At 37.9% G+C, this 14,883-nt stretch carries 14 protein-coding genes and 3 tRNA genes; 16 read left to right on the forward strand and 1 reads right to left on the reverse strand.

Features of this window, described 5'->3' with window-relative positions; translation table 11 throughout:
• Nucleotide 1: 1 nt before the first annotated feature.
• From G611_RS0104695 to G611_RS0104715, 5 genes are all read left to right on the forward strand, one after another.
• Nucleotides 2–74: transfer RNA gene (locus G611_RS0104695), tRNA-Val, on the forward strand.
• Nucleotides 75–90: 16 nt separating this feature from the next.
• Nucleotides 91–174 (forward strand) — tRNA-Leu (locus tag G611_RS0104700).
• A gap of 13 nt (nucleotides 175–187) precedes the next feature.
• A tRNA-Arg gene (locus G611_RS0104705) sits at nucleotides 188–261 on the forward strand.
• 406 nt (nucleotides 262–667) lie between these two features.
• Entirely contained in the window at nucleotides 668–1,537 is an 870-nt protein-coding gene (locus G611_RS0104710) for a hypothetical protein (protein ID WP_028242651.1), read from the forward strand.
• A 146-nt stretch (nucleotides 1,538–1,683) separates the two neighbouring features.
• On the forward strand, nucleotides 1,684–2,451 hold the full coding sequence (locus G611_RS0104715; protein ID WP_028242652.1) for a hypothetical protein: 768 nt from the start codon (nucleotides 1,684–1,686) through the stop codon (nucleotides 2,449–2,451).
• Nucleotides 2,452–2,518: 67 nt separating this feature from the next.
• On the opposite strand, the gene G611_RS0104720 is transcribed toward G611_RS0104715, so the two are convergent.
• Nucleotides 2,519–3,268 carry a sigma factor regulator N-terminal domain-containing protein gene (locus G611_RS0104720; RefSeq protein WP_028242653.1) on the reverse strand — a complete coding sequence of 250 codons (750 nt, stop codon included), beginning with the start codon at nucleotides 3,266–3,268 and terminating at the stop codon, nucleotides 2,519–2,521.
• A gap of 450 nt (nucleotides 3,269–3,718) precedes the next feature.
• On the opposite strand from G611_RS0104720, the gene G611_RS0104725 reads away from it, so the two are divergent.
• The 11 genes from G611_RS0104725 to G611_RS0104775 all read left to right on the forward strand — a co-directional run bounded on the left by G611_RS0104725 (nucleotide 3,719) and on the right by G611_RS0104775 (nucleotide 14,716).
• Nucleotides 3,719–5,308 (forward strand): cellulase family glycosylhydrolase, encoded by a 1,590-nt coding sequence (locus G611_RS0104725; protein ID WP_028242654.1) that lies wholly within the window; start codon nucleotides 3,719–3,721, stop codon nucleotides 5,306–5,308.
• Between the two features lie 144 nt (nucleotides 5,309–5,452).
• A complete protein-coding gene (locus tag G611_RS13890) occupies nucleotides 5,453–6,478 on the forward strand; it encodes an Mbeg1-like protein (protein ID WP_051195069.1) in 1,026 nt (341 codons plus the stop codon).
• Between the two features lie 16 nt (nucleotides 6,479–6,494).
• Nucleotides 6,495–7,001, forward strand: a complete 507-nt coding sequence (locus G611_RS0104735; RefSeq protein WP_028242655.1) for a hypothetical protein — start codon at nucleotides 6,495–6,497, stop codon at nucleotides 6,999–7,001.
• Between the two features lie 167 nt (nucleotides 7,002–7,168).
• Nucleotides 7,169–8,104, forward strand: a complete 936-nt coding sequence (gene nikB / locus G611_RS0104740) for a nickel ABC transporter permease (RefSeq protein ID WP_028242656.1) — start codon at nucleotides 7,169–7,171, stop codon at nucleotides 8,102–8,104.
• Nucleotides 8,104–8,961, forward strand: a complete 858-nt coding sequence (gene nikC, locus G611_RS0104745; protein WP_028242657.1) for a nickel transporter permease — start codon at nucleotides 8,104–8,106, stop codon at nucleotides 8,959–8,961. The genes nikB and nikC overlap by 1 nt, the downstream gene beginning before the upstream one ends.
• Complete coding sequence (locus G611_RS0104750) at nucleotides 8,961–9,737, forward strand: ABC transporter ATP-binding protein (protein WP_028242658.1); 777 nt, start codon at nucleotides 8,961–8,963, stop codon at nucleotides 9,735–9,737. Before nikC ends, G611_RS0104750 begins: the two co-directional genes overlap by 1 nt.
• A 4-nt stretch (nucleotides 9,738–9,741) precedes the next feature.
• Nucleotides 9,742–10,506 carry an ABC transporter ATP-binding protein gene (locus tag G611_RS0104755; protein ID WP_028242659.1) on the forward strand — a complete coding sequence of 255 codons (765 nt, stop codon included), beginning with the start codon at nucleotides 9,742–9,744 and terminating at the stop codon, nucleotides 10,504–10,506.
• A gap of 42 nt (nucleotides 10,507–10,548) precedes the next feature.
• Nucleotides 10,549–12,126: an ABC transporter substrate-binding protein gene (locus G611_RS0104760; RefSeq protein WP_028242660.1), complete on the forward strand. Its 1,578-nt coding sequence runs from the start codon at nucleotides 10,549–10,551 to the stop codon at nucleotides 12,124–12,126.
• Between the two features lie 109 nt (nucleotides 12,127–12,235).
• Nucleotides 12,236–13,024 (forward strand): class I SAM-dependent methyltransferase, encoded by a 789-nt coding sequence (locus G611_RS0104765; protein ID WP_242824256.1) that lies wholly within the window; start codon nucleotides 12,236–12,238, stop codon nucleotides 13,022–13,024.
• A gap of 8 nt (nucleotides 13,025–13,032) precedes the next feature.
• The gene (locus G611_RS0104770) at nucleotides 13,033–13,794 is read left to right on the forward strand and encodes a class I SAM-dependent methyltransferase (protein ID WP_051195070.1); all 762 of its coding nucleotides are present in this window, start codon (nucleotides 13,033–13,035) and stop codon (nucleotides 13,792–13,794) included.
• Between the two features lie 16 nt (nucleotides 13,795–13,810).
• A complete protein-coding gene (locus G611_RS0104775) occupies nucleotides 13,811–14,716 on the forward strand; it encodes a LysR family transcriptional regulator (protein WP_028242663.1) in 906 nt (301 codons plus the stop codon).
• The last annotated feature ends 167 nt before the right edge of the window (nucleotides 14,717–14,883 follow it).

Genomic DNA, 14,883 nt, shown 5'->3' on the forward strand with positions numbered 1-14,883 from the left:
TGGGATCTTAGCTCAGCTGGGAGAGCATCTGCCTTACAAGCAGGGGGTCACAGGTTCGAGCCCTGTAGGTCCCATTAGCCTTTTGGCTATGCCGTAGTGGCGGAACTGGCAGACGCGCGGGACTTAAAATCCCGTGGTGGCGACATCGTACCGGTTCGATTCCGGTCTACGGCATTTTTAATATTGTGTGTGTGTAGCTCAGCTGGATAGAGCACTTGGCTACGGACCAAGGTGTCGGGGGTTCGAATCCTCTCACGCACGCTTAATTAAAAGAAAAAGAGATAGGTTTTTCCTATCTCTTTTTTCTTTTAACTCACCGGCAGGTCGAATTCGAACAGGTTCGAACTCTCGCCTGCCGGCTCGGTCGGCGCTAAACGACGTCCACTGGACGTCAGCGCCCTCTCATGCACGCAAAATAATTTTTTAAAAAGCGCTGAATCAATGAAGATTCAACGCTTTTTTCTATTTACAGAAAATGAGTATCAGTGAGTATCACAAGAAAGGAGGAAGTGTTCTAAATCATAAATAATTATTTAAGCTGTTCGATTATTGATTAAAGTTATAAATGAGTTGATAAATACATGTGTGAGTGATAATATAACGTTTAGAAATTGTATTTCAACAAATGTATTTTAAATAGACCACTATGGTCCGGAGGAAGTAGGGAATGAAAAAGATTAAACGTATTTTTACAGCAGTATTATCACTTTGCTTGATTATGGGGCTTGTTGCTACAAGCACAATCACCTCAGAAGCAAAGGGAAAGAAGAAGTCAGCAAAGGAAGCTAAGGCTGTTGCAATTTCTACAGTTAATGACCCAGCTTTAATGCAGGCGTTAATCAAGGGCAGCACATTCACTTACAATGGCAAAGAGTATAATGCCAATCAGATTTCAGGTATGAACCTTGAACAGGCTGCCAACTTAATGGGTCTTACAGTTTCAAAACCAGCGAATAACGGAAGCATCGAAGACCCTTGGGGTGGTTGGGCGTATGAAAACAGAGCACAAGCTGATATAACAGACGCAGACAGCTCTGATGGACTTGTTCACATACAGCGATTCATTGATTTAAGAGGCGATATGCCAACCATAACACAGTTTTATTATGATGGCGGTAGTTTTGAGATGATGGGAATGCCTTGTGTGTATTTCAATTATGACCTCAATAATAACTCTATGTATACAACTTATGGTAACTCTTGGAATTGTAAGACATTAGATGCTCTTTTACGTGCAGGCAATTATGCCAACGTAACCGACATAATTAGTCGAAATGGGCTTACTCTTCGTACATACGATAACGAAGCTAGTTGGAGTGCATATATTGCGTCTGATGGTTGGGGATTCAAGGATAAAATGGTTGTTAATGGCGTGACATATTATTATCACGCATATGCAATGACAGGACAGCTTGATACCAATGGTTGCGGAATAACTACAACATTAGCTATTTTGAAACCGGATGGTTCAATTGTTAGCTATACATCGACAGCTACTGCTCCTACATCCATTTGCGAGAGCTCACCAATAAATTAAGCTTCTAAAGGCGGAACGAAATGTTCCGCCTCTTTGTCTATACTCTGAGAGATAGGACTTTGTGCTATCTCTTTTTTTACGTTGTATTTAGCCTCATGTAGTAATACAATGTGTAATATATATAAAAATAAATATTAGGGGGAAATATGTTAAAACAAATTAGGACAGTAACAGCGTTGTCATTAATTGCAGTAGTTTGTATTAATACATTAGGCTGTGGTGCAAATAGTATTAATACATCAACAGTTGATGGTGATTTATCTAATGGTGTATCAAATTTAAGTATCGATTCCATAAAAGATATTTCCGAATATTTTATAGATCCTCATGAGCATGAATCTATGAAGGATGGATATACTGAAAAATATGATTTAAACGGTGATGGAAAGGAAGAGACAATTAGTATTGAGCAATTGCCTTGCAATGGTGGGGATGGGGCTTATTATCCTCATGTATATAATTCTGAAGGTGTAGAAATAGCTTATCAAGATGACATAGAAGAGTCTCCTTTTAAAGAAAAATGGGATAATGGAAATGTAGAATTTTATTATAATGATGAAAAATTCTATTCCTTAGATAAGGCAGAAGTAAAAAGCATTTATTTAGAATCAGCTACAGAAGAGGAGATAGATAAAAACCTATCTGGCACTCAAGAAATAGGATCAGATTTAGCTAGCGGATTTGTAGTTTCAGAAACTGATGGAAAGCCAGAATTAATTGTTAAATACTACACCGAGGGAGTAATGCCACATACAGTATCACTAGGATATTGCCTATTACATTTAAAGCTCAATAATGACGAAAAATGGGAGATAACCCCTGAATTTGTAAGGGATGGTAAATCCAATACAGATGCACAAGTTATAATTCCTGCATTGGATTATTATTGGGCTATGTTTTGCCTGTTACAATAGTTTTAATGAAAGTAAACATAGGAATAAGTAGAAAAAAGTCGCGGCATATATTTGCCGCGACAATTTTTTATTGAATACACTTAAGTGATGAAATGCTGTATCCATCAAAGCAGCTAGAAGAATTATTTACCAGCTTTACATCTACGTTGTAAGATGTATTGGAAACTACTGGTTCATCATTCTCAATTGTTGTTGAAACAGTGGTGATAACTGCATGAACAAGCACACCATCATCTAACATTTCTGAGGTGTAGCTTTCTAAATATGCATCGTTAAAAAATGAAGCTGCATTATTGTAATCTAAAGGTTCAGCAAATGTAAAATCTGATTTGACACCAGTAAGAGAATAAGACATATACTCAGCCTGTTCTTCATCAATTATATTTGAGTTTTTTTCTGTTATGTCATTAAGATATTCGAAGCCATAATGTGAGTTCATTAAAAAATGGCTAGTAAAGAACTCTTGCCAAGCTTCACCTTCTACTGAAGTTGAATCAAATTCATTGTAGCTTTGAGCTAATAGAGCAATTGCTCCAGCTAAATCATCTGAAAGTTTAAAATCTGTGCTTGCTGCAGAGCTATTTTTGTTAACTTGGCCTGATTCAGAGGCATCTGATTTTGTGTCACTTGAATTAGAATCTGCTGGATTTGTAACACTTGAATTAGAAACACTTGAATTAGAAACATTAGATTCAGTAGACTGCACCACTTTGTTATAGCCAATATATACAGCGCATCCGATAATTAATAACAATGCTACTATAATTAGTGTGACTGAGATAATTCTTTTTCTCTTTCTTCTTTTATTCTTTTTCATATAAATTCTCCTTGATAATTTGTTGCATGTATCATTGTACTACAATCTTTTATCTTTGTACGTAAAATAATTGCCCAAATATAAAGGTTTTATGCATCTGTTATTTGGATAAAAACTGCAATAATAATGCTAGGAAACTCAAAAATAATGGATAAAAATTTATAATAAATAAAAAACATTGATTTTGTTAAAAGTGCACATAATCCAAAAATAGTGTAATAACTAGATTTTGGAGGAATATTACAAAAATATGACATTTTTTACTAAAACGCAAAATGAAAATTAGTGGGAATTACGAAAATAAGTAAAAAAATGGCTGAGATACGCAGAAAACTGCGCATGTATATTATTCCACAAATATTACGAAAATATTGACTAATGCATATGGTTTTAAGTATTATACATATGTCGCGACATTACTTATGAAAATAAGAAGGGGGACGTATGGTAATGCATACACTAAAAAAAGTATTAGCAGTATTTCTCACATTAATTATTGTTGTAACAGCTGTTCCTGCAAAAACAGTTCAAGCGGCTTCAGGAACAAATAAGACAGCTGCAGAAGTAGTTTCTGATATGAGAGTTGGTTGGAATATAGGAAACAGTTTGGATTCCTATGGCCAGAAGGCTAATTTCCCATATACAGTATCTAATGAAACATATTGGGGAAATCCTAAGACAACAAAAGCATTAATCGATGCTGTTGCAGAAGCAGGATTTAATACAATTCGTATTCCTGTATCTTGGGGCCAGTACACAACAGGTTCTAACTATCAGATTCCTGATTTCTTCATGAACAGAGTTAAAGAGGTAGTTGATTACTGTATCGCAAATGATATGTATGTAATCATAAATACTCATCATGATATTAACAATGATTATTGCTTCTATGTACCAAACAATGCAAATAAGAACCGTTCAGAGGCTTATTTCAAAGCAGTATGGAAACAGATTGGTACAGAGTTTAAGGATTATGATTACCATCTTGTTTTTGAAACAATGAACGAGCCAAGACTTGTTGGACACAGCGAAGAGTGGTGGTTCCCAAGAAATAATCCAAGCTCTGACATCAGAGAAGCTGTAGCATGTATCAACGACTACAATCAGGTTGCTCTTGATACAATCCGTGCAACAGGTGGAAACAACGCTACAAGATGCGTCATGGTTCCAGGATATGATGCTTCTATTGAAGGTTGCATGACAGATTCATTTAGATTACCAAAGGATTCTGCAAGCAACAGACTTATCCTTTCAGTACATGCTTACATTCCTTATACATTTGCTCTTGCAAGTGACAGCTACACAACAAGATTTGATAATCCATATGATATTGATAGCTTCTTCAATGATTTGAACTCAAAGTTCATTTCAAAGGGAACACCAGTTATCGTTGGAGAGACAAGTGCAACAAACAGAAATAACACAGCTGAGCGTGTAAAGTGGGCTGATTATTACTGGGGCAAGGCTGCTCAGTATAAGAATGTAGCAATGATTCTTTGGGATAACAACATTTACCAGAACAATGCTGCAGGTTCAGACGGTGAGTGCCACAGATACATTGATAGAAATTCACTTCAGTGGTGTGATCCAGAAATTATCAGCGCTATTATGAAGCACGTTGATGGAACACCAGCAACAATCAATGGTAAAGAGGTTCCAACCGAGGAGCCAACACCAGAGCCAGAACCACAACCTACACCAGAGCCAGAACCACAGCCACAGCCTACTCCAGACCCAAAACCTGTAGTAAAAGATGGCTTAAAGGTAGATTATACAATCAACAACTGGGGCAACGGATACCAGGTATTAATCAAGGTAAAGAACGATTCTTCATCAAAGGTTAATGGTTGGACAGTTAAGATTGCTAAGAAGGATGTTAGAATTGATTCTAGCTGGTGCGTAGATGTAGCTGAGGATGGAGATTATTATGTAATCACACCAATGTCATGGAATTCTTCTATTGAGCCAGGTGCTTCAGTAGACTTCGGAATTCAGGGAGCAGGAACAATCGGTAGCACAATCGATGTAACAGTAAAATAATAACTTTTAAGAGATAGGATTTAGGTCCTATCTCTTTTTTGGTTTGTGAAAATTTATTGACAACTTAATAAATCTGCGGACAGAGTAAAAAAAGTGATGTAAAATAATTAATGTTGAGTTATGTAAATAAATGGGGAGGAAACTATGGGTACAATATCAGATTATATTAAATGGCGAGGGGATTTGAGCTTTAGCAAAGATAGCTTCAATGTTGTGGATAACTTGGTTCTATCTTGTGTATCTTATGTGGAAATGGATGGTTTATTTTCAAGTGCCACTGAGGAAAAAACTTTAAAGGAAATATCTGATGAGTATTTCGCTAAGGTATACAAAAAGAAAAAGTTTAGAGATGGTTCAATCCTTAAGGACGCACCACTTACGCTGAAGGCTATAGCAAAAACAGCTAGATATAAAAACGTTAAGGTTCGTAATTACGTTAGTAAAACAGATGTTAAGAAAACCTTACAGTTTGCAGCTATGGAATTCCTGCTTCCAAATGGTACCAGCTATGTGGCATACAGAGGAACTGACGATTCCATTGTTGGATGGAAAGAGGATTTCAAGCTTGCCATTTCAGAGGTTCAAGCTGAAAAGGAAGCTGTTCATTATTTAAATAGAATTGCCAAAGATAATAATCAAAAGTTGATTGTAGGAGGTCATTCTAAAGGAGGACATTTGGCGGTATATGCAGTTGCTAAATGTGGTCTTCCAATTAAAAGCAGGGTAGTGAGGGTTTACAGTAATGATGGACCTGGATTTATGAAGAAGGTATCTGAATCCAAGGATATAAAGGATATCTTGCCAAAGGTTGTTAGCATTGTTCCAGAAGAAACTGTAGTTGGTCTTTTAATGGAGCCTGTTTGTACACCTACAGTTGTAAAAAGTACAGCATCAGGACTTGCGCAGCACAATCTGGCAACCTGGTGTATGGTAGGTAAAAAGCTTACTACCACAAAAGAAATTAGTAAGTCAGCAATGCTATTAGATGCGATTCTAAAAGAAAACGTATATAAAATGAGTGATAAAGAAATTGATGAATTTGTGGAAACTCTATTCTCAATTTTTGAATCAACAGGTGCATTAACATTAACTGATTTGAAAAAAAGCGGTTTGAAAGGTCTTCAGGCGATTTCCAAAAAGGTATTAGAAGCTATCAATTCCAAAAAATAATTTCAGTGAGGTAAAAATGGAAATGAAGGAAAAACTTAAGAAGATAAAGGTTCTTTTCGGGGATGTTGATAACACATTGCTTTGCCTTAAAATGTACAACGAAGCAGGAAAAAGAATCGTTGGCTTTGAGGATGCCAATGATTGGTTGAAATATAATATTAACAATAATGCTTACATTAAATGTCAGGCTCCAAGAGGCGTTAAAAATCTAATCGATGATATGCATTTTAATCAGGGTGTTAAAATTTATGGGCTGACAGAATGCAGCAATTCCTTTGAATACAATTCGAAATACAATCGCCTAAGAGAGTGCTACCCAGGAGTTTTTGAGCATCACGGAGATTTGATTTCAACAGAAAGTCGTCATAAGAAAGTACTTATCATGAAGATGATTGCTGAGCGTGATGGCTATAACATGGATGAAATCATGTTCATTGATGATAGCTACACAGAAATCATGGAGGCCTTCGGTGCAGGAATATTATCTATGCATACAACAGAGGTAATGGAAAGATTTATGTAGTGATATTCCATTATGGAATAGATGATGGATGAATATGAATAGCTGAATAATTATTAAATCATTGATTGAAGGACAAAAAGATATTATATTAAATCAATGGTTGTAAAAGAAAATAGCTTTATGCAGAATATTTCTGTAAAGCTTTTTTTATGTCTAGAGGATTATAAATGAAGTATGTTATTGATAGATTAATACAATTGATACCAGTCCTACTTGGAATAACATTTCTGTCATTTGCCATGATGCAGATAGCAGGTAGTGATGCTATCACAGAAATGTATGCTGACAAAGGGGCTGTATCTGTTGAAATAATTAATGCCAAGCGTGCAGAGCTGGGATTGGACAAGCCGTTTATAGAGCAGTATTTTATATGGCTTGGCGGACTGGTCCGAGGCGATATGGGTGTTAGTTATGTATCAGGCAAGGATGTATTTGATACATTTATTTCTAAGCTTCCAGCAACAATTCTTCTTACAGTTTTATCAGTTTTACTTACTATCTTAATATCAATACCACTTGGAATCATTGCAGCAGTAAGACACGATAGATTTACTGATTACTTTTTGCGCTTTTTTAGCTTTGTAGGCAATTCAATGCCAAACTTTTTCATAGCCCTATTGTTGATGCAACTGCTTGCCATAAAGCTTGGAATACTTCCAGTTATATCAAGCGGCACCAGTATCCAAAGTGCTATTATGCCTACCCTTACACTTGCTATTGCCATGTCATCAAAATATATGAGACAGGTTCGAGCAACAGTTCTTGAGGAACTGAACAAGGATTATGTAGTAGGTGCAAAAGCCAGAGGTGTTAGAAACAGTATCATTCTTTGGAAGAGTGTAATAAAGGCATCCATGCTTACAATAATTACACTGCTTGCTCTTTCAATAGGAAGCTTGCTTGGTGGTACAGCCATCATCGAAAGCATCTTTATGTGGGATGGAGTAGGAAAGCTTGCGGTAGACGCCATCACCATGCGTGACTATCCAATGATACAGGCTTATGTTGTGTGGATGGCCATTATCTATGTAATGGTAAATCTTGTGACAGATTTGCTGTATCACTTACTGGACCCTCGTATCAGATTGGGGGTGGCAGAATAATGAGTACACCAACAATCAGAAAACAAAAAATAAAAAGAACAACAGTAAAAACCAGATTAATCATATTTGGAACTTTGGCAGTATTACTTTTGATTGGTTCTATATTTTCCAGTTATCTTACACCATACGACCCATATCTTCAGGATTTATCAAATGCCAAGGCAGCGCCATCTATGGAGCATTTGCTGGGTACAGATAGATACGGAAGAGATATGCTTTCCCGTGTAATCATCGGAAGTAGAACCAGCATTTATTCCACACTTCTTCTTGTGGCTATAATCACTGCATTTGGAACAGCCATCGGCGTCATCTGCGGATGGTTTGGTAAATGGATTGATGTAATTTTAATGCGTATTTCAGATATGTTTTTGGCATTTCCAGGACTTGTTTTTGCCCTTGCAGTTGCAGGAGTATTAGGTGGTGGCTTGCAGAATGCAATCATCGCTTTAGCTGCAATATCATGGCCAAAGTATGCCCGTATCGCCAGAAGCCAGACCTTAGCTCAAAAGGAAACAGTTTATCTTAGAGCTGCGAAACTATCGGGGAGTTCAACAATAAAGATTATTTTCAAGCACATTCTTCCTAATATTATGGGACCAATCCTTGTTACTTCAATGCTTGATATTGGAACCATGATGATGGAGCTTGCAGGACTTAGCTTCCTTGGACTTGGTGCAAAGCCACCTACAGCGGAGTGGGGAAGCATGATGAGTGACACAAGAAGTCTGATTACAATTGTGCCATGGGTAACACTTGCACCAGGTATCGCAATCTTTATTTCGGTCATGATATTTAATCTGCTAGGTGATACCATTCGCGATTATGCGGACCCAAAGAATAGGGAGGTGAGAAGCTAATGAGTGTACTTTCCTATGAAAATGTAGATATTTCCTATAACGGAAATACGGTAGTAAAGGATATAAATTTAAAGCTGGAGGAAGGGGAGATTCTTGGAATCGTTGGTGAATCCGGCTCTGGAAAAACCACTGTTATAAAGGCAGCCATGAACCTTCTGGGAAAAGGAGGCCTTGTAACAAGAGGTGATATTTGGTTTAAGGGAATGGATATCCCAGATTTATCTGAAAAACAGATGAGGAAAATCAATGGCCCAGAAATAGGTATGATTTTCCAAAATTCAGGGTCAGCCTTTTGTCCTATCAGAACTGTAGGAGACCAGTTGTATGAAGCCATGTGTTCCCATGAAAAGATTTCAAAGGATGATTTCAGAACAAAGGCAACAGAGCTTTTTGAAAAAATCGGCTTCAGTGATGTTCAAAGAATCCTAAAAAGCTATCCCTTTGAATTGTCAGGCGGCATGCAGCAGCGTGTAGGAGTTGCAGCAGCCATGCTTTTGAATCCAAAGGTCATCCTTGCAGATGAGCCAACATCAGCCTTAGATGTTTCAATCCAAAGGCTTGTTATAGATGAGATGCTAAAGGTCAGAGAGCTGTTTGGAACCTCCATGATTATCGTCAGCCACAACATCGGCGTAATCAATGCTATGGCAGACAATCTGATAGTTATGAAGGATGGCCAGATAATAGAGTATGGCAAAAAGGATGAGGTGTTAAATTCTCCAAAAGAGGAATACACTAAAAAGCTTATGTCCGCTGTGCCAAAGCTGAAGAGGTGAGAGAGTGAAAAAAGTATTAGAAGTAAATAATCTTACCAAAACCTTTAAAGGCAAGAATAAGCAGGAATTCACTGCGGTTTCTAATATAGATTTTTGTCTATATGAAGGAGAATGCCTTGGAATCATTGGTGAAAGCGGCAGTGGTAAAAGTACCACAGTTAATATGATTACCAGATTGATAGAACCAACAGATGGAACTATCACTATTGATGGAGAGGATATTACACATATCAAAGGAAAGGCACTGCAAAGCCTTTATAAAAAGCTGCAGATGGTTTTCCAGTCTCCAATAGAATCCTTTGATCCTAGGTGCACATTAGGAGATGGAATTGCAGAAAGCCTTAAGAATAATGGCTTTAGTAAAAAAGAGGCGGCTGCAGCAGTAGAAAAGGTCTTGGAAAAATGTGGACTTGATGGAAGCTTTGCAGGACGTTTTCCACATGAGGTTAGCGGCGGCCAGTGCCAAAGAGCGGCAATAGCAAGAGCCTTGGCCATTGACCCAACAATCCTGATTTGCGATGAGGCCACATCTGCACTTGATGTGACTATCCAAAAGGAAATAATAGATTTGCTTAGAAGCCTAAGAGAAAGTCAGGGCAAAAAGCTTTCAATATTATTTATCTGCCACGACTTGGCCCTTGTGCAGGATTTTTGTGACAGAGTGCTTGTAATGCACGATGGAGAGATTGTGGAGCAGGGCATCCCTGACGAGATAATCAAAAATCCAAAAAACGATTACACAAAAAGACTTATTGAATCAGTTTTGTAAACCAAATGGTTTTCAAATATAGTAAGAAAGAGGAGTATTAGAATGAGAAAGAGATTATTATCATTAGCACTTATTTGTGCTATGACAATGACAATGTTTGCCGCATGCGGTAAATCTGCTGACACATCTTCAAATAAAGATGCAGCAGCTACAACAGCAACAGAAAAGAGTATGGTAATTGGAGATACAACCTTCAATGCTGAAAACTGGGAAGAGACAATCAACCCACATGTAACTTACAATGGTTGGCCATGTATCCGTTACGGAGTTGGCGAGACACTTGTTCACTACACAGATACAATGGAGCTTGAGCCATGGCTTGCTACTTCTTGGGAAAACGATGGTGACAAGGTTTGGACTATCACACTTCGTGATGGTGTTAAGTTCTCTTCAGGTAGAGATATGGATGCAGAGGCTGTAAAGCAGTGCTTCGAGCACCTTCTTGAGAACCACGATAGAGCACCACTTGATACAAAGATTGAAAGCATTGAAGCTGACGGTCTTACACTTAAAATAACAACAACAGAAGCAAATCCTGCGTTAATGAACTACCTTGGTGATCCATATGCTTGTATCATCGATGTAGATGCTTCAGATTTTGACAATGGTATCGTTGCTGGTACTGGCCCATACAAGGCTACAGAGCTTGTTACAGATGACCATTTATCACTTGTTCCAAACGAGTATTATTGGAATGGAACACCAAAGCTTAAAAACTTAACAATCAGAACAATCTCTGATGGTGATACACTTTCAGCAGCACTTCTTTCAGGAGATATTGATGCTGCATACGGTATGGCTTACGAGGCATATCCAAACTTTGAAAACGACAACTTCCAGTTCTCTAGCATCCAGACATCTAGAGCATTCTTTGCTTCTATGAACATGACAAGTCCTGTAATCAAGGATGACGCTGTACGTAAGGCAATCGCGATGGGCATCGATAAGGAAGGCTTTGTAGCAACACTTCTTGATGGTCACGGTGTAGTTGGTAACGGCGCATTCCCAGAAGGCTTTAGCAAGTTTGGTGGCGAGAACATTAAGACAGAAACTTATAATCCTGAGGAAGCTAAGAAAATCTTAGAGGACGCAGGTTGGGTTGATACAGATGGTGATGGAATCCGTGAAAAGGATGGTAAGAAGCTTGTTATTCGTTGGCTTACATACCCTAGCCGTCAGGAGCTTCCACTTCTTGCAGAATCAGTTCAGTCTACACTTAAGGAAATCGGTATGAATGTAGATATCAACTGTACAGCAAACAGACGTGACTTCCTTGCAGATATGTCATCCTTCGATATCTATGCATCAGCCCTTGTTACAGCACCTTCAGGTGATCCACAGTACTTCTTCACAACAAGCTGTGTTCCAGGAATGGATTACAACTTTGGTGCATACGAGAACACTGAGGTAACTGATTTAATCAACCAGCTTTCAACAGAGTTCGACACAGACAAGAGAGCAGAGCTTGCAATCGAGCTTCAGCAGAAAATCTTAGATGACAATGCATACGTATTCTGTTCATTCCTTCAGATGAACATGATTTCTAAGTCTAATGTTTCAAATTGGACAGCTCATGCATGTGATTACTATGAGGTAACTGTTGATCTTGACATTAACTAATATTTAGACCTGGATAATAGGCTATGCTGCAGTATTGGGGCGCAGTATAGCCTTTTATTATGGGCTATTTTATGGTAAAGTTATAAGGTTAAAAAAGCTTAGGAAAATAATGATGCAGATAAATAAAGACAACTTAGAATCAATAAATAAAGAATATTGGTTAAATAGAGCTCAAGGCTATTCTGATGTTAACAAAGAGGAGCTTGAGGGTATTCAGCACAGAACCTGGAAGGAATATCTTTGCGACCAAATCAGCACTAATTTCCCTGACAGGACACCTTCTGATATTAATATATTGGACGTAGGAGCTGGGCCAGGCTTTATTTCTATCATTCTTGCAGAGGAAGGCTACAATGTGACTGCCTTCGATTTTGCCCAGTCCATGATTGAAGAGGCAAAGAAAAACGCAGGTGTACTTGCAGATAAGATTAACTTTATGCAAGGGGATGCTATGAATCTTCCGTTTGAAGATGAAAGCTTTGATGTTGTCTTTTCCAGAAATCTCACATGGAATCTTCCTCATCCAGATAAGGCATACGACCACTGGATTAGGGTTTTAAAACCTAATGGTTTGATGATGGTTTTTGATGCAAATTGGTACACTTATTTAATCGATGAAAATAAGCGTAAGGAATACATGAAAGACCGCGAAAACGTTAAATTGTCCAGCCTTGAGGACTATAATATTGGGGCAAATTTTGATACAATGGAGCAGATTGCTTTCGATATGCCACTGACACATCAGTTAAGACCTGCATGGGACGTGGAATATCTTAACAGCATACACGCAGGTTCGGTGAGCAGCGTGGAAGATATAGGCAGTATTTTATATTCCGAAAAGGAAAAGATTAATTACTGTTCAACACCAATGTTTTTGGTAAAAACAGTGAAAGGGTAGTATAAATAATGGGCGAGTTACATCATATCGCATTTGAAGATGAAGCAGGAAATATTAAAGATAAGGTAGAAAGCTATTGGACAAAAAGAGCAGACAGCTTTTTCGAACTTAGACATGACGAAATAGAAAGTGAAAAGTCAGTAAAATGGTTGGAAGAAATTAAGCAGCTACTTCCAGCAGGCAAGAGTCTTAATATATTAGATTTAGGCTGCGGAACAGGTTACTTCGAAGTAATCCTTGGTAGAGAGGGACACAAGGTTACAGGCATCGACCTTACCGAAGAAATGATTACAAAGGCAAACGAGATGATTCGTATATACGGATTAGACTCTAACGATGTTAAGGCTATGGTTGGAGATGCTGAAAATGTTGCATTTGCAGATGAAAGCTTTGATGTTGTAATCACACGTAATCTTACATGGACATTGCCACATCCTATTGATGCATACAAGGATTGGTATCGTGTCCTTAAAAAGGGTGGAGTACTTTTAAACTTCGACGCAGAATATGCAAAGGGTGCTCACAACCTTACTAGTCCTGAAAACATTGCACACAAAAATGTTTCAAAGGAATTAGCGGAAGAGTGTCACGACATTTATCACATGCTTACAATCAGTACATTAGACAGACCAGAGTGGGATGTTAAGGTATTGGAAGAAATAGGATTTAAAGATATCCTTACAGACAAAACCTTTGGAGAACGCATCTTTGTGGAAAGAGATGAATTCTATATTCCAGACAAGATGTTTAGTATAAAAGCTATTAAATAATAGCAAAGGGGGAAATATGGAAATTAAGCAGCTAAAGTACTTTGTTGTTGCAGCAGATGTTAAATCCTTTAGCGAAGCAGCCAGAGTACTTTATACAACACAATCCAGCGTAAGCAAGGTTATAGCAGCCTTGGAAAATGAACTTGGATATAAGCTATTTAAGCGAGAGGGAAAGGGCATAGCCCTCACACCTGAAGGCACCCGTTTTCACAGTCGTGCCAGCAAGCTAGTGTTGGATTTTGCATCCTTAGAAACCGATAGTATTAAGCATCAAAAAAATATGGTTAAAATCAGTGCCAATCATAGTTCATGGTTGGCTAATTGTTTTTCTCAGTTTTATGAGCTTCACAAGGATGAGGATGTTTGTTACTCATTCCATGCTGATACCACATCTAACATTGTAAATAGGGTACGTCTTATGGAAGATGAGGTAGGTTTTGTATACGTGTTCCCAGAAATAAGATTGCAGTTTGAATACGAGCTTAAAAAATATCAGCTTACATTTGAAAAACTTAAATCTGTTGATGGCATGGTATATTTTCAGCCTGATGACACAGTGGGCAAGCTTGAGAAGACTGTTGATAGTATTCACAACATGAAATTTATTCAGTCTGAGCAGGATGATTATTTCAGAAATGGAATGTGGCACACCGAAAATGGCGAGCCTGTAACCATAAAGGACGACATTGCTGTTATCACCAACAGTGATTATGTTATGCATGCATTTTTGGAAAAAAATTCATTAGCTAACCTTAGTGCCGATAGTTTTAACAGCTATGATTCAGGCGTCAGACCTGGCCTTAGATTGAAAAGTGACGGTGGGGAAATCCAATTCGGAATCCTTACAAATGAGAACGGAAAGATAAGTCCAATCGTTACCGAATTCATAGATTTTATCAAAGGCCAACTGTGGCATAACTAGAAACCACTATGTTAAATAATTGTGGCAAAGCGCCTAAAATAAAGGAATCAAGCGAAACCGTTAAAATTGTGGAAAAAATAAAATTTGTGAAAAAAATGTGAAAAAGGTATTGCTAAATTTTGAATTCCATGTTATAGTCTTTAACGTACTAGCGAAAAGCTAATACC

Source organism: Pseudobutyrivibrio ruminis AD2017 (assembly GCF_000424305.1).
GTDB lineage: Bacteria > Bacillota > Clostridia > Lachnospirales > Lachnospiraceae > Pseudobutyrivibrio > Pseudobutyrivibrio ruminis_B.

Coding starts and splice junctions, on each gene's coding strand:
- G611_RS0104770 (WP_051195070.1), top strand. CDS start 13,033: ATGGGCGAGTTACATCATATCGCATTTGAAGATGAAGCAGGAAATATT.
- G611_RS0104720 (WP_028242653.1), bottom strand. CDS start 3,268: ATGAAAAAGAATAAAAGAAGAAAGAGAAAAAGAATTATCTCAGTCACA.
- G611_RS0104735 (WP_028242655.1), top strand. CDS start 6,495: ATGGAAATGAAGGAAAAACTTAAGAAGATAAAGGTTCTTTTCGGGGAT.
- G611_RS0104750 (WP_028242658.1), top strand. CDS start 8,961: ATGAGTGTACTTTCCTATGAAAATGTAGATATTTCCTATAACGGAAAT.
- G611_RS0104775 (WP_028242663.1), top strand. CDS start 13,811: ATGGAAATTAAGCAGCTAAAGTACTTTGTTGTTGCAGCAGATGTTAAA.
- G611_RS0104715 (WP_028242652.1), top strand. CDS start 1,684: ATGTTAAAACAAATTAGGACAGTAACAGCGTTGTCATTAATTGCAGTA.
- G611_RS13890 (WP_051195069.1), top strand. CDS start 5,453: ATGGGTACAATATCAGATTATATTAAATGGCGAGGGGATTTGAGCTTT.
- G611_RS0104760 (WP_028242660.1), top strand. CDS start 10,549: ATGAGAAAGAGATTATTATCATTAGCACTTATTTGTGCTATGACAATG.
- nikC (WP_028242657.1), top strand. CDS start 8,104: ATGAGTACACCAACAATCAGAAAACAAAAAATAAAAAGAACAACAGTA.
- G611_RS0104725 (WP_028242654.1), top strand. CDS start 3,719: ATGCATACACTAAAAAAAGTATTAGCAGTATTTCTCACATTAATTATT.
- G611_RS0104765 (WP_242824256.1), top strand. CDS start 12,236: ATGATGCAGATAAATAAAGACAACTTAGAATCAATAAATAAAGAATAT.
- nikB (WP_028242656.1), top strand. CDS start 7,169: ATGAAGTATGTTATTGATAGATTAATACAATTGATACCAGTCCTACTT.
- G611_RS0104710 (WP_028242651.1), top strand. CDS start 668: ATGAAAAAGATTAAACGTATTTTTACAGCAGTATTATCACTTTGCTTG.